Raw genomic sequence first — 13,682 nt, 5'->3', positions numbered from 1 at the left:
CCGGCCTGATCGTTGCCATCAACACCAACGAGAATGCGCCGATCTTTGATATCGCCGATATTGGTATTGTAGGGGATCTGTACAAGGTGATACCCGCCATTATGGAGGAAATGGATAAGCTGCCTGAAAAGTAGAAAATAGTACCGCTCAGAAACTTTGCAGGTGACATCGCTATAGGGAGAATAGGGAATAACAGGGAATAAAATATGAGTGTTGAATTAGGAGGTTACGAATGGAACGTAAAAAAATCGATCCAAACAGCCGGGATTACAATTTTTCAGATATTGAACCAGATGAGAGATTCGTCCAGACCACAAAGGAATTCTGGATTACGGTCGGCGTATTTGGGGTATTTACTCTGCTTATGATGGTGAATCTTTTTGTAATAAACAAGATTGATGCGTTTGTGATGGGATTCCCTCTTTGGATATTTGTGGAAATCTGCATCCTGATCGGCATGGTAATTGCAGTTGTGCTGGTAGTCAGCTACGTATACCGCGACATGGACATTACACCCCATGGCAAGTTAAAATCCAAAGGCAAAAAGCAGGCATAAGGAGGGAAGAAATTAATGGAGATATCAAGTAGTACACGTACCACGATCGTTATCGTTTTTGCACTGTATACAGCTCTGCTTTTAGGATACAGTCTTTATTCCCGCAAGGCAATGAAAGAAGGGAAGGGAGATTACATCAGTAAATTCTACACAGGCGGCCGCAGCGGCGGCGTCCTTATGACGGCCATGATGGTTTCTGCAGGCGTAGCAGGTGCAGGTGTATTTATGGGTGTTCCTGGATTTACATATACCTTCGGTGCATCCTGGATGGTATGCTGCTTCTGGTCTATGTGTTCGAACTTTATGGTTCTGGGCCTGATCGGAAAGCGTGTTGGTATTGTAGCAAGACGTACCAATTCTCAGACCTTTGTTGAGCTTTTGATGAACAGATACAATAAGAATAAGTTGTTAGGTGCCCTCTGCTGCCTGGTGGTACTGTTCTTCCTGGGTGCATTTGCAGTGTCTACTATTACTGGCGGTGGACGTATCTTCCAGATTTTAACAGGACAGGATTACCGTATCGGACTTGCTATTTTTACGATCCTTGTTATTATTGCTGCTATCACAGGCGGAATCAAGGGTGTGGCAACAGCCATTGTGCTCCAGGGTATTGTTATGACCATCTCTGTATTGGTTCTGTTCTTTATGGGTATCAGCAGCACAGGCTTAAGCTATACCGGAACAATCCAGGCCCTGCTGAAAACCAATCCAGAGTGGTTTACTCCTCAACAGGGCATTGGTATGGTATTTTCCTATGCAATTCTCTGGGGACTGACTACCTGTACGCTTCCTCATGTAACGATGACGGCTCTGACCTACAAGGATACCTCTACCCTGCACCAGGCAATTAAGATCGGTACGGTGGTGGTTGCTATCTGGCTGCTGGGTCTTAATGGCCTGTGCTTTACGATCAAATATCTGTTCCCTGAGGGAAGCCTGGCAACAGCTGACCTGGGTATTCCTACCCTGGCTGTGACAGTTATGCCTGCATGGGCGGCCGGACTTGTGCTGGCAGGCGTGTGCGGCGCTGTTCAGTCTTCTGTAGGCGGCATGGCCGTATCTCTTGCAGGTACATTTGTAAGCGACTTGTATAAGAACCTGTTTAAGCCGGATATCAAGCCGGAGACGCTCCAGAAGTTAAATAATGCAAGCATTGTAGTGATCTCCCTGATCATCTTTGCATTTGCCAGCAATCCCCCGCAGCTTCTGGCATCTCTGATCACCTATGCTAGCGGCGGCCTGACTGTTGCATTCTCCCACACCCTGATCCTGGGCTTATTCTGGAAGGGAGCAAATGAATACGGTGCAATTGCAGGAATCATAAGCGGAATCGCCTTATACCTTCTCATTGATTCAGGGATCCTTCCGCTGTCGCTGGGAATGAATGCCTGCATCATGGCAAGTGTTCTTTCCACTGTAATCATGGTGATCGTATGCAAGCTGACACCAAAGACACCTTACGGAATTATTGCTACCTGGTTTGGTAAGGATTATCCGGAGAACTAATCATTATTATTGCCCCTATATAAAATCTGCCCTCTGCCATGACAGCTGAAAGGCTGAAAATAGCAGGGGGCAGATTTGCATATTGGAATTAATGAGGGATAAATGGTTTCAGCTTTTTCAGCCTCTCCAGGGCTTCCCGCACATATTTTGTAGGGCAGGCCAGGTTCCAGCGCTCAAAGCCCTCGCCGGCCTCGCCAAAGATATAGCCATCGTCAAAGAAGAGGTGGGCTTCTTCCTTCAGGATCCTTGCCAGCTCATGGCATTCGATACCCAGACCGTTGAAATCCATCCAGAGAAGGTAGGTGCCCTCCAGCTTCATGATCTGAACCTGGGGAAATTCCTCGGCCATAAAGTCGGTGATCACCTGGCGGTTCGTATCGATGACCTTTAAAACCTCATCCAGCCAGCCCTCACAGTGCTCGTAAGCCAGGCGGCAGCCTTCAAGTCCCAGGATATTGCACTTTGGATTGCCGTCCTCCTTCATCATTTCCTTGACAAATGCATCCCGCAGAGCCTTATTTTTGATGATCACATTGGAGGTTTGGAGACCAGCCAGGTTAAAGGTTTTGCTGGGAGCAGTGCAGATCACGCTGTGGTCTGCAAATTCATCGCTTATGGAAGCAAATACCGTGTGGTGATACTCCGGCATGATCAGGTCAAAGTGGATCTCATCGGATACGATTACCACATCATTGTCAATGCAGATGCGTCCGATTTTCAAAAGTTCTTCCTGTGTCCACACTCTTCCGCTGGGATTGTGAGGGCTGCAGAGGATCAGAAGCTTTGTATTCTGATCCTTAGCCTTTGACTCAAAGTCTTCAAAATCGATCTTATATGTATCTCCGGTGCGGATAAGCTTATTTTCCACCAGTACACGGTTATTACGGTCGATTGCCATATACATGGGATAGTACACCGGCGTCATGAGCATAACGCCTTCGCCCTCTTTTGTGAATGCCTTAACTGCTGTGAAAAAAGCGTTGATCACTCCATGGGTATCCTTGATCCAGTCTGTCTCAATATCCCAGTTATGGCGTCTCTTCATCCACCCCTTTACAGCCATTTTGTAGCTTTCCGTTGGCTGCGCATAGCCCAGGACGCTGGTGTCAAGGAAATGCTTTAAGCCATCCACCACCTCAGGCTGTGTCACAAACTCCATATCAGCTACGGAAAAGGGGATAATGCCTTTGGGAGTATAGCCCAGAGTATGTTTGATCTCATCCCATTTGCCGCTGCCGACGCCTTCGCGGAATACTACTGTCTCAAAATCATAGTTGCTCATTTAAACCCTCCAAAATTTGTAAAAATGTCGAAAGTACATTACTGCTCATCAATGATAATGCCGTCAGCCGCAAGCTCCTCGTCTGTCTCGTGACGGCGTCCCCAGCCTGTCAGGATCGCGAACCAGAATACCACGAACAGAGCCATGCTATGGAAGTTATAGCCCACAAAGGAGATGGCATTGTAGCCCTCGGTTACTACGCCGCTTGCCACTGCGATAGCAGCCAGGTTTAAGCAGCCGGGATTGGTAGGAACAAGATAGCCTACGCCGCAGCCCAGTCCGTCCAAAAGGTTTGCTGCACGGGCGCGGTCAATTTTAAATGGGCGGAGAAGCTGACGGATAATGGGGCCGCAGAAGGTAATGGCAGATGTTCCGCTGCTGATCGCCACGCCGATAATACTTACCATAGCACCTGCAGCGATCTCTGCCGTACGGTCGGACTTGGCACGCTTACGCATAAAGCCTAAAATTGCTTCCAGCACGCCGGCATGGCTGATCAGGCTTACCATTACAAAAATAAACAGAATGAATACGATAGAACCAATCATACCATTAAAGGCTTCTGCAATCAAGCCGTCTGTTGCGAACAAGGTCTTGAAATCCATGTATCCAAACAGGAACAGCAGAATGATACCGACGATCTCACTGACAAGCAGAGAGGTAAACAGGCCGGAGCCTTTTAACATGAGGACAATGACAAGGATGGGAAGGATCAGGAAAACAAGGCTGGAGGCATAGGTTCCATCGACTGCAATGGCCCCGGCAGCTCCCTGGGAAGCACCCATAAAGCCCAGCACAAGGTAAGCGATGGCGGATACGCCGCCGGCGATCAGAGCATATTTTAAACGTGATTTCACTACGCGCATTACATCCGTTTCCTGGGAAAGGGAGGATGCGATCGTGGTGTCGGAGATTGGGGCCAGGTTATCACCAAAGCAGCTTCCGGCAAGCAGAGCGCCGCAGATCAGATTGACATTGCAGCCCATGCCAACTGCCAGAGGGATCATAATAGGCCCGGCAGTGTTCATCGCTCCCGCAGCACTTCCGGTGGCGCTGGAAAGGACAACGCAGATGAAAAAGCAGATGATCGGCATAAATGCAGGAGACATATTTGCCTTTGACATGATCCAAAGAAGGGAATCCACCAGATGGGAGGCGGTCAGGATCTTTGACATAACGCCGGCAAGTAAGAAGCAGGCGATCATAAATGCAAAAATATTGTCCCGGATACCAGCGATCATTGCATTCTGGAAAGCCTTCTTATCCTTGTACACAAGGAATCCGGCGATGACAGCCAGGTATCCGGCGCCCCAGAAGTTTTTGGTCGAACGCATTCCCATTGCTACCATGACCAGCATCCCGCCAATCATAGCTATCAGGGGCAGCATAGCACCAAACATACCACCATAAGTTTCGGCAAAGCTTTTCTTTTCGTTTGACATACTCATTTCTCCTTTTTGTAGTGTAAATAGTTTCACTATGAAACTATTTCATGGATTATTCTAACAAAGAGATAGCGGAAAGTCAATAGATAGTTTCACTATCAAACAATTTTTAATTATCACTTTCTTTTCTTTATCCGCATAATGAACAAAATAAAGTATTCAACTCAATTCTGTACAAAATAAGGTTCCTCCAGTATAATGGATTCGGATATACTTCATATTTGGGGGTTGCATAAGAATGAAAGCAAACAAACAGAGCGAGCTGAACCGTGTAAAGGAGAGCCTGTATGATAAAATAGATGCGGTGTACCGTCATAGTGCACTTTTGCAGGGCTATTCCATGGAGATCCACGATTACGGAAATGGCTATTACATGAGCGAGGTGGAAGCCCACACCCTTCTCTATGTCTGTCAAAATGATGACACCACTGTCACCCAGCTGGCGAAGGATACTTTCCGCACAAAGGGCACAGTGTCAAAAATGCTGAAAAAGCTGGAGGACAAGGGCCTGGTAGAGCGCAGGCAGAAGGACGGCAATAAAAAATGGGTCTATTTTGTCCCCACAGAAGAGGGGCTCCGGGTGAATGAGATCCACAGGGCGTACGATAAAAAGGAAACGCTGCACATGATCGAGGCGCTTCTGGAGGACTGTACACTGGAGGAGATTGAGAATTTTTATAAGGTGACAGAGTACAGGATCAAGTTTTTGGAAAAGAAACAAAATGAAAAATAAAATGAACCAAACCGCACCACCCTTTCTCTATATAATAGGTGCACCGATTAAGAGTCCTTCTGGCGGCTGCCGGGAGGGCTTTCTTATTTAAATTAATGTAGGAATTTTGGAGGAGATAACATGGAGCAGTGGACAGTGGCGCTGGTATACCGCTTGAAGGAGGGAGACCGGCAGGCCTTTGATGAATTGATGGAGCATTTTTATCTGAAGCTGCTGCGCATGGCATATCTCATTTCAGGCAGCCATGCGGACAGCGAGGACATCGTGCAGGAGACCTTTGTTCTCTGCTGGGTCAACCGGGGAAGGATCCGGGAGCCGGAGCATTTTACAAGGTGGCTTTACCGGACCATGACGAGAGAGGCCTGGCGGGTGAGCAAAAGGAGCAGAAAGGAACAGCCGGTAGAAGAGGTATTTGGGGAAGATACGCCTTCGGGGATCTGTGTGCTGGATGAGGTGATGGAGAAATCCAGCAGAAGGGAACTGTATCAGGCCATCGAGGGGCTTCCAATAAAGCAGAGAACAGCGGTTGTGCTCTACTACTATAACGATATGTCCACAAAGGAAATCGCAGGGGTCATGGGCTGCCTGGAGGGAACAGTGAAATCCAGGCTGCATACGGCCAGGAAAAATTTAAAACAAATATTGGCGGATGAGCAGGAAACGGGAGAGGAGGCAGTTCTATGAGCAGACAGAAGGAAGCTGGAAACAGGGACATGAGGGAAATGTGGGAGCAGGCGCTTTGCGATGCCTTAGACCAAAAAGCCCAGTCCCTTATCATAACCTCCCAGGATACAGAACGCATGAAAAGCTGTGTACGCCAGAGAATAGAGGAGGAACCATCTATGAGAAAATGGAATGCCAAAAAGATGATAATCGCGGCAGCAGCCGTGTGTGTATTGGGAAGTATTACAGCTGTGGCAGCAGGAAAGATCACAATGAGCAGTGGACATTCCAGCCACAACGAGGAGTTCACGCAGTACAGCCAGCTGGCAGAAAAGGCAGCAGAGCTGGGCTTTGAGGCAAAGGCGCCGGAGGCATTTTCCAATGGCTATCAGTTCACCTACGGCGTGCCTGTCCACAACAAGGGAATGGATGAGGATGGAAATGTGCTGCGGGAAACAGATAGCCTGTCTGTGGGATATAAGAAGGCCGGAATGGCGGACGTTACCATTGATATAGAAGGAACTGCCATTTACGACGAGGCCTCTGAGGCCGATCAGACCTTTGAATACAAGGGCATTACACTGCGTTACTCCAGCGATCACTACCGCTTCGTTCCGCCGAGCTATGAGGTTTCCGCAGAGGAGCAGGCCCGGATGGATGCCGGGGAGCTTTATGTTTCTTATGGATCTGATAAAGTGGAGGATAAGGTGACAAAAGGGATCGGTTGGGATGACGAGGGCGTCCGCTACTATATGCTGTCCTTTGACAATACCATGAGCCCGGAGGAATTTTATCAGATGGCGTGTGAGATGATCGATATGGGGAATTAGGAAAACAGAATAACCAGCTCTAAAAAATTTGAATAGCCGTACCAGGAGAAATTGCCCCCTGCCTCTTTCATTTGTCCGTCCTTTCATGTATAATTAAATGAACATAAAGGTTGCAGTGACAGATGAAGTGGGGTGACGTAAGATGCAGCTGGATAAATCAAGTTTTACAAGGCCTGGAGTGAAAAATGCAGCGTTGGAGGAGCTGATACGGGAAAATTCCACAAGTGTTACGTATCCGGCAAAACGGGTATTTTTGGAGCCGGGGATGGAGCCCCCAGGTGTGTATTATATTGTAGACGGGCGTACCAGACATTATATGATTGGAGCTGACGGCACGGAGAAGATACTCTATACCCTATCGGCTGGCTGGTTCTATGGGGAAACGCCCTGTTCTCTCGGAGAGCCTACAGGCCTGTTTTCAAAGGCGGAGGTAAAAACACAGATCAACATCATACCCCATAACACCTATGAAAAGCTGTTGGATACCAATAAAATGTTCCGCGATGCCATATTGGAGAGCTATTCCAACAAGATGCTGATCCTGCGCCACGAGATTGAGAACCTGACCTTTAATTCCTGCAAGAACCGTCTGAAGCGGCTGTTCTGTTCCACTGCTGATACAGACCGCCTGATTGAGGACAAATGGTACGGCCTGAAGGTACAATATACTCAGTACGAGCTCAGCACCATTGTGGGAGGCGCAAGGGTGACCATCAGCAAGCTGATCAATGAGCTGTGTGACGAGTCCTTTATTCGTATTCTTAACAGAAGCACCCAGGTAAGTGCAGAGAAGTACAAAGAATTTGTTGAAAAAAGATATTAGTAGAATGAAAAAGGCTTATATCCGATGGATATAGGCCTTTTTCGTCGCAATTTACAGGTATATATTTTGAAAAAAAGAAAGACTTTAAGAAGAAATGTGCCTATAAACTTGTATGAATTTTAATTTTTTCTCTTATGAAAAATAAAATATAAAATAATCTAAAAAAATAATTTAAAAAAAGAAAATAATTTGCGAATTGATGTAAGAAAATATACATTGAAACAAAAATATCATTGTAAGACATTAAGTCGAAAAATTGGGAAAAACGTGGGAAAATACCACCATAAGTAAAATAATTGTATATGCAATGCATAATAAAAGAAAAGGAGAGTTTGATTATGATTAATTTGCAGGGTTCATGGGTGGCAATGCCTACTCCGTTTACAGAGGACAATAAGATCGACTTCAAGGGATTTGAAACTCTCATCAACCGTCAGATCAAATACGGCACCTCCCAGATCTTTATCCTGGGCTCTGCCGGAGAGGTTACGCTTTTGACCCAGGAAGAAAAGGAGACCATTGTCAGGGAAGTAATCAAGATGACAAAGGGAAAAATCCCCGTATTTTTCAGCGCATCGGCCCTCACAACAGAAGCCAGCGCATCCTTTGCACAGTATTGTGAAAAGGAGGGAGCAGACGGAGTGATCTTCACCGTTCCCCCTTATGTGCTGATCAACCAGACAGCTGCCCACATCCATCTGGACACCTGTATGAGTGCAGTGGATATTCCCTGTGGTATTTACAATAATCCCTCCCGCCTTGGTGTTCAGGTTATGCCGGAAACCATCAAGAAGCTGTCTGATGCCCACAGCAATTTTGTGGTGGATAAGGAGGCTATGGGAAGCGTGGAGCAGCTGGTACAGGTCCAGAGATTATGTGAAGGTAAGGTCAAGATCATGTGCTGCGATTACCCAAAATATTCCATTGTGATCCCCACATTGGCAGTAGGAGGCACAGGGACCGCTAATATTGGCGGAAACATTATCCCGGAGGAAGCAGCCCTGTACTCACGTCCATGGACCAGCATGGAGATCATAGAGGAGTGCCGTGCAGGCTATTTTAAGTGGTTCCCACTGCTCCAGGCCCTGTATACATTTTCCAATCCTGTGGTTATTAAGGCAGCTCTCAATATCCTGGGCCTGCCAGGCGGGCACTTAAGAAAGCCATATCAGGATTTCGGAGGCACGAAGCTCCTTGAGCTGGAAAAGCTTATGGGCGAGATGGGCGTTATTGATAAGTATGGTGTGAAGTCATAACAAGGAGGTATTCTCCATGGCAGAAAGATTAATTGTGATCGGAGGCACGGCTGCGGGCTTAAGCGCCGCCTCCAAAGCAAAGAGGCTGAAACCGGAGCTGGAGATCAAGGTATTTGAGAAGTCGGGCTATATCAGCTACGGAGCCTGCGGCCTGCCCTATTTTGTGGGAGGGCTGATCGATAAACCGGAAGATCTGGTGGCTGTTTCTGCTGATACCATGCGCAATAAGCGGGGCATCCCCACATGGATCCGCCATGAGGTCACATCAATTGACCGTGAAAACAAGACAGTAAAGGTTACAAGCCTGGATACGGGCGAGGAGAGTATCCATGAGTATGACAAGCTGGTGATCGCAACAGGGGCGGCTCCTATTGTTCCCCCTATTCCGGGAATAGAGGCGGAGGGCGTATATTTCCTGCGGAACGTGGAGGACGGCATACGCTTAAAGGCCAGAGTGGGGCAGGCTGCAAAAAGGGCCTGCATCATTGGAGGAGGCTTTATTGGCCTGGAGCTGGCGGAGGAGCTTACCCTTTCCGGCATCCAAGTGACATTAGTGGAGCAGCTTCCCAGGCTTCTTCCATTTCTGGAGCCTGCATTTTCAAAGAGTATACAGGAAAACCTGGAGAGCAGGGGAGTTACCGTATATACAGGGACAGGTGTCCGGGAAATTCTGACTGTGCCGGGAGTCTTGCAGGAGACACCGGAGAAGACCTCCACAGGCATTGTGAGAGGGATGATGACCTCCGGGGGAGATACCATAGACGCAGACTTCGTGCTGGTGTCAGCCGGGGTAAGACCTGCTACAGCGCTGGCTGAGGCAGCAGGCCTTAAGCTGGGGATAAAGGGCGCAATTGTGGTGGATGATGGGATGCAGACCAGTGACCCGTCTATTTGGGCCTGCGGAGACTGTGTACAGATGAGGCAGCTGATCACAGGAAAGCCCTGTTATATCCCGTTAGGAACTACAGCCAACAAGCAGGGAAGGATAGCAGGTGAAAATGCAGCCGGCCTGCACAGCACCTTTAAGGGTGTTCTGGGCTCTATGGTTACAAAGGTATTTGAACAGTACATTGCGTCCACAGGCCTTTCTCTGGAGCAGGCAAAGGGGGCAGGATTTGATGCTGTTTCCTCTGTCATCACGAAAATGGACAGGGCATCCTACTATCCCGGAGGTCGGGATAATGAGCTCTGCCTGATATTTGACAAGGGAACGGGACGGCTTTTGGGAGCTCAGGGCATGGGAAGCGAAAGCATTGCAGGGCGCATTAATACCCTGGCAGCCGCCATTACCTGCGGTATGACAGTGGAGGAGGTAAATGAACTGGATCTGGTCTATGCGCCTCCGGTAGCTCCTGTCTATGATCCCATTCTGATTGCAGCCAGCCAGGCCCTTAAGAAGGTGGAAAGGCAGGAGAAGGAATGAGGGGAGTTTATGAGCTGACTGTCAACAGCGGCGAGGATATTAAGGAGACCATTGTCAGTTATATTCTGGAACAGAAATGGGAGGAAGCTTACATATCAGGAGCCATAGGTTCTGTCATCGGTATGGCCTTTACCACGCCCGTTGAGGATAAGCTGCCTTTAAAGACAGCTTCAGTGGCAGTGGAAGGAGCGGCAGAGGTCATTTCCTTTACAGGGGAGGTGATGAAGAGGGAGCGGATGGATCCGGCTCTGGAGGCAGTATACCCGGACAAGACCTGCCCGCTATTTGTACATATCCATGTGGGATGTGCGTACAGAGGCGGAAATGTCAGAGGCGGGGGACTGGCGGCCGGAAAGGCCTTCCGGTCATTGAGAATTTTTATGGTTCCCATATGACGGACTGAACTACAAATTCAAAGCTGCAAACTGCTGGCTTTGAAAATAAAAGAAGGCAGCTGTTGAGGACACAAATCAGCTGCTAGGGGAAAGAGAAAGGGGATACTTATGAAAACGGAAAAAGCGGTAAAAGACACGAAGAAAAAGACAAGACAGTTTCCGGATGTATATGCGCTGTTGTTTATCCTGTGCATAGCCGCCATGGTGCTGACCTGGATCATTCCGGCGGGAGCATTTGAGCGAGTGGCAGAGGGAAAGATCAACCGGGTCGTAGCAGGCAGCTTTGCGTACATTGAAGGCAAGCCCCAGACACCATGGGGTATGCTGCAATGCATTTACCAAGGCTTTATCAACAGTGCCAACACGATCTTTATGATCTTCTTCTGCGGCGCTGCGATCAATATGCTGGAGGAGACAAAATCTCTGTCAACAGCCTTTCAGGCAATGGCTCAGAAGCTCCGCGGCAAAGAGGCGATTTCCATCGCAGTTATCATGTTTGGACTTGGACTGGGCAATTCCGCAGGCGTATTTGGAAATCTTGGCATTGCGATCGTTCCGATCGGTATTTTCCTGGCACGTGCTATGGGTGGAGATGATTTCCTGGGCTTTTTGATTATTTACTTCGGACTGATGTCCGGCTTTTCCATAGGCTTTGCCAATCCCGGTATTCTGGGCGTGGCACAGACACTGGCGGAGGTGCCGATTTTCTCCGGTACGCTGCCACGTGCAGTCTGCTGTGTTGTAAATATTGCATTTTTATATGTAGTTACCATGTTTTATTATAAGAGGATAAAGGCGGATCCCACCAGAAGCTTAAATTATGAGCCAGGTATGGCTGTGTCCCAGTACATTGGACTTAAGAGTACAGATGGAGGCTCCTCAGACGGAAGCGGCAGCCAGCTTACAAGGCGCCAGCTTGCAATTGTGCTTTTCTTCCTGGCAGGAGTTGTGGTCTGTGTAACTCTTACGATCAAATTCGGCTGGTCTGCAAAGCAGATTTCTTCCTGGTTCTTAGGGCTGGCAGTAATTGTAGGAATTATTTCCGGCTTTAGCATGAATGAGATTGCAAAGAAGTTTATTAAGGGTTGCGGTCCTATGGTTTCTGCATCCTTTGTAGTAGGTATTGCCAGTGCAGTGGCACTGATCCTATCCCAGGGCCAGGTTATGGATACGATCGTCAACGCCTTAAGCCAGCCTCTGGCACAGATGGGTTCTGTATTAGGCGCAGGCTTTATGGTTGTCATCAATGCGCTGATCAATATTCTGATCCCCTCCGGTTCCGGCCAGGCAGCGGTGGTAATGCCTCTTATGGTTCCGATGGCGGACCTGGTGGGAATCACCCGTCAGGTAGCGGTACAGGCCTTCCAGTTTGGAGATGGCTTAAGCAACCTTGCCACACCGTTAAATGGTCCTTTGATGGGATGCTTGGCAATTGCAGGCGTCAGCTTCCCGAAGTATTTTAAATGGGCGATCAAATTTATCATTATTGAATTGGCAGTGGCAGTTGTTGTCACCATGGCTTTACAGTCTGTAGGCTGGATGGGATTCTGATAGCCTTTGAAGCAAAGGAGACAAGAGATGATTGATGTCAGAAAAGCAGTAGAAGAGATTACACCGGAGATTAATGCTCTGCGCAACCATATTCATGAGCATCCTGAGCTGAGCATGAAGGAATATGAGACCTGCGCCCTGCTGGAAAAGTATATCAAAGAACATGTGGATTATGACCGTATAAAGCGGGTAGGAGAGACGGGACTATTTTTTGAGATAAAGGGCACGAAGCCGGGACAGGGGCCTACCATTGTATTCCGCGGAGATATTGATGCCCTGCCCATAGAGGAGGACCCTTCTATGTGTCCCTGCAGCCAGGTGCCGGGGGTTATGCACGCCTGCGGCCATGATGTCCATGGGAGCATCAATGTAGGTGCAGCCAGTATTTTAAGCCGTTTAAAGGACCAGTTTTCAGGCTCTATTTATTTCTTTATCCAGCCTGGGGAGGAAATCCTTCAAGGCGCAAAGCTGTTTTTGCAGGATCCGGAGATTGATTTTGATAAAATTGATGCAGTGGCAGCCCTTCATTGTTCAGCAGAAATCGAGGCTGGCACCATCGGCGTGAGATATGGCTCCATTTTGGCCAGTGCAGACGAATTCCACATTACAGTAAAGGGAAGAAGCGGTCACGGCGCCCACTGCCATACCGTGCGAGACCCGATCGTTGCTGCCAGCGCTATTGTAACAGGGCTGCAGACATTGGTTTCGCGGGAGACGAATCCGGCAGATTCCGTGGTGGTTTCCGTTTGCACGATCCATGGAGGAAAGGCCCACAATATTGTGCCTGAGACAGTGGAGCTTACCGGAACCTGCCGTACCTTAAATGAAACGGACAGAATGAGAGTGGAGGAGAGCCTAAAGCGGGTGGCTTCCTCCATCGCCCAGGCCTACCGCACCACAGCGGAGGTAGAATTTATCCGTGGAGTACCGCCATTTGTATGTGAGGATGAATGGGTGGACCGGGCTATTCGTGCCGGTAAAAAAATGCTGGGAAAGGAAAAGGTACAGATGCTTCCCCATGCAGCCATGGGGGCGGAGGATTTTGCCTACATCAAGGAGAAAAAGCCGGGTGTATTTGTGCGGCTGGGATCACGCACACCAGGAGGGCCTTATGGATCAGCCCATTCTCCGACCTTCTACAGCGACCCCAAATGCATACCTACCGGAATGCTGACAATTATCGGTTTGGCGGCAGATTATCTGGGCTTTGATGTATAAG

Annotated in this window: 13 protein-coding genes and 1 pseudogene; 12 read left to right on the top strand and 2 right to left on the bottom strand. The window is 48.4% G+C overall.

Annotated elements, in window-relative coordinates; translation table 11 throughout:
• The 3 genes and pseudogenes from LIZ87_RS22925 to LIZ87_RS15880 all read left to right on the top strand — a co-directional run.
• Positions 1 to 134: pseudogene (locus LIZ87_RS22925) on the top strand (electron transfer flavoprotein subunit alpha/FixB family protein); the annotation flags it as partial.
• Positions 135 to 232: 98 nt separating this feature from the next.
• Positions 233 to 556: a YhdT family protein gene (locus LIZ87_RS15885; protein WP_178316550.1), complete on the top strand. Its 324-nt coding sequence runs from the start codon at positions 233 to 235 to the stop codon at positions 554 to 556.
• A 15-nt stretch (positions 557 to 571) separates the two neighbouring features.
• Positions 572 to 2,062, top strand: coding sequence for a sodium:solute symporter family transporter (locus tag LIZ87_RS15880; protein ID WP_178316551.1), 1,491 nt, complete (start codon positions 572 to 574; stop codon positions 2,060 to 2,062).
• Between the two features lie 88 nt (positions 2,063 to 2,150).
• Here the strand turns inward: LIZ87_RS15880 and LIZ87_RS15875 are convergent, their stop codons facing one another.
• Together LIZ87_RS15875 and LIZ87_RS15870 are read right to left on the bottom strand one after the other, a co-directional pair.
• The gene (locus LIZ87_RS15875; RefSeq protein ID WP_178316552.1) at positions 2,151 to 3,344 is read right to left on the bottom strand and encodes a MalY/PatB family protein; all 1,194 of its coding nucleotides are present in this window, start codon (positions 3,342 to 3,344) and stop codon (positions 2,151 to 2,153) included.
• 38 nt (positions 3,345 to 3,382) lie between these two features.
• Positions 3,383 to 4,786, bottom strand: a complete 1,404-nt coding sequence (locus tag LIZ87_RS15870) for a Na+/H+ antiporter NhaC family protein (RefSeq protein ID WP_178316553.1) — start codon at positions 4,784 to 4,786, stop codon at positions 3,383 to 3,385.
• Between the two features lie 241 nt (positions 4,787 to 5,027).
• Here LIZ87_RS15870 and LIZ87_RS15865 point away from each other — a divergent pair, with 241 nt between their 5' ends.
• The 9 genes from LIZ87_RS15865 (at position 5,028) to LIZ87_RS15825 (ending at position 13,681) form a co-directional block, all read left to right on the top strand.
• On the top strand, positions 5,028 to 5,522 hold the full coding sequence (locus tag LIZ87_RS15865; RefSeq protein ID WP_178316554.1) for a MarR family winged helix-turn-helix transcriptional regulator: 495 nt from the start codon (positions 5,028 to 5,030) through the stop codon (positions 5,520 to 5,522).
• A 120-nt stretch (positions 5,523 to 5,642) separates the two neighbouring features.
• Positions 5,643 to 6,206 carry an RNA polymerase sigma factor gene (locus tag LIZ87_RS15860; RefSeq protein ID WP_227148356.1) on the top strand — a complete coding sequence of 188 codons (564 nt, stop codon included), beginning with the start codon at positions 5,643 to 5,645 and terminating at the stop codon, positions 6,204 to 6,206.
• Positions 6,203 to 7,015 (top strand): hypothetical protein, encoded by an 813-nt coding sequence (locus LIZ87_RS15855; RefSeq protein ID WP_227148354.1) that lies wholly within the window; start codon positions 6,203 to 6,205, stop codon positions 7,013 to 7,015. The genes LIZ87_RS15860 and LIZ87_RS15855 overlap by 4 nt, the downstream gene beginning before the upstream one ends.
• 142 nt (positions 7,016 to 7,157) lie before the next feature.
• Positions 7,158 to 7,838 carry a Crp/Fnr family transcriptional regulator gene (locus LIZ87_RS15850; RefSeq protein ID WP_227148352.1) on the top strand — a complete coding sequence of 227 codons (681 nt, stop codon included), beginning with the start codon at positions 7,158 to 7,160 and terminating at the stop codon, positions 7,836 to 7,838.
• A 338-nt stretch (positions 7,839 to 8,176) separates the two neighbouring features.
• Entirely contained in the window at positions 8,177 to 9,094 is a 918-nt protein-coding gene (locus LIZ87_RS15845) for a dihydrodipicolinate synthase family protein (protein WP_227148350.1), read from the top strand.
• Positions 9,095 to 9,110: 16 nt separating this feature from the next.
• A complete protein-coding gene (locus LIZ87_RS15840; protein WP_227148348.1) occupies positions 9,111 to 10,517 on the top strand; it encodes an FAD-dependent oxidoreductase in 1,407 nt (468 codons plus the stop codon).
• Positions 10,514 to 10,912, top strand: a complete 399-nt coding sequence (locus tag LIZ87_RS15835; RefSeq protein WP_178316397.1) for a PCC domain-containing protein — start codon at positions 10,514 to 10,516, stop codon at positions 10,910 to 10,912. The genes LIZ87_RS15840 and LIZ87_RS15835 overlap by 4 nt, the downstream gene beginning before the upstream one ends.
• Before the next feature lie 108 nt (positions 10,913 to 11,020).
• Entirely contained in the window at positions 11,021 to 12,463 is a 1,443-nt protein-coding gene (locus tag LIZ87_RS15830) for a YfcC family protein (RefSeq protein WP_178316398.1), read from the top strand.
• Between the two features lie 27 nt (positions 12,464 to 12,490).
• Positions 12,491 to 13,681 carry a M20 metallopeptidase family protein gene (locus LIZ87_RS15825; protein WP_178316399.1) on the top strand — a complete coding sequence of 397 codons (1,191 nt, stop codon included), beginning with the start codon at positions 12,491 to 12,493 and terminating at the stop codon, positions 13,679 to 13,681.
• The last annotated feature ends 1 nt before the right edge of the window (position 13,682 follow it).

It is taken from the genome of Lacrimispora sp. 210928-DFI.3.58, assembly GCF_020554865.1.
Lineage (GTDB): Bacteria > Bacillota > Clostridia > Lachnospirales > Lachnospiraceae > Enterocloster.
The sequence above is the reverse complement of the archived record's forward strand: the minus strand, read 5'-3'. Positions and strand labels throughout refer to the sequence as shown.

Bases quoted from the DNA above. Each gene is read 5' to 3' on its own strand.
- LIZ87_RS15885 (WP_178316550.1), top strand. From the start codon at position 233: ATGGAACGTAAAAAAATCGATCCAAACAGCCGGGATTACAATTTTTCA.
- LIZ87_RS15880 (WP_178316551.1), top strand. From the start codon at position 572: ATGGAGATATCAAGTAGTACACGTACCACGATCGTTATCGTTTTTGCA.
- LIZ87_RS15875 (WP_178316552.1), bottom strand. From the start codon at position 3,344: ATGAGCAACTATGATTTTGAGACAGTAGTATTCCGCGAAGGCGTCGGC.
- LIZ87_RS15870 (WP_178316553.1), bottom strand. From the start codon at position 4,786: ATGTCAAACGAAAAGAAAAGCTTTGCCGAAACTTATGGTGGTATGTTT.
- LIZ87_RS15865 (WP_178316554.1), top strand. From the start codon at position 5,028: ATGAAAGCAAACAAACAGAGCGAGCTGAACCGTGTAAAGGAGAGCCTG.
- LIZ87_RS15860 (WP_227148356.1), top strand. From the start codon at position 5,643: ATGGAGCAGTGGACAGTGGCGCTGGTATACCGCTTGAAGGAGGGAGAC.
- LIZ87_RS15855 (WP_227148354.1), top strand. From the start codon at position 6,203: ATGAGCAGACAGAAGGAAGCTGGAAACAGGGACATGAGGGAAATGTGG.
- LIZ87_RS15850 (WP_227148352.1), top strand. From the start codon at position 7,158: ATGCAGCTGGATAAATCAAGTTTTACAAGGCCTGGAGTGAAAAATGCA.
- LIZ87_RS15845 (WP_227148350.1), top strand. From the start codon at position 8,177: ATGATTAATTTGCAGGGTTCATGGGTGGCAATGCCTACTCCGTTTACA.
- LIZ87_RS15840 (WP_227148348.1), top strand. From the start codon at position 9,111: ATGGCAGAAAGATTAATTGTGATCGGAGGCACGGCTGCGGGCTTAAGC.
- LIZ87_RS15835 (WP_178316397.1), top strand. From the start codon at position 10,514: ATGAGGGGAGTTTATGAGCTGACTGTCAACAGCGGCGAGGATATTAAG.
- LIZ87_RS15830 (WP_178316398.1), top strand. From the start codon at position 11,021: ATGAAAACGGAAAAAGCGGTAAAAGACACGAAGAAAAAGACAAGACAG.
- LIZ87_RS15825 (WP_178316399.1), top strand. From the start codon at position 12,491: ATGATTGATGTCAGAAAAGCAGTAGAAGAGATTACACCGGAGATTAAT.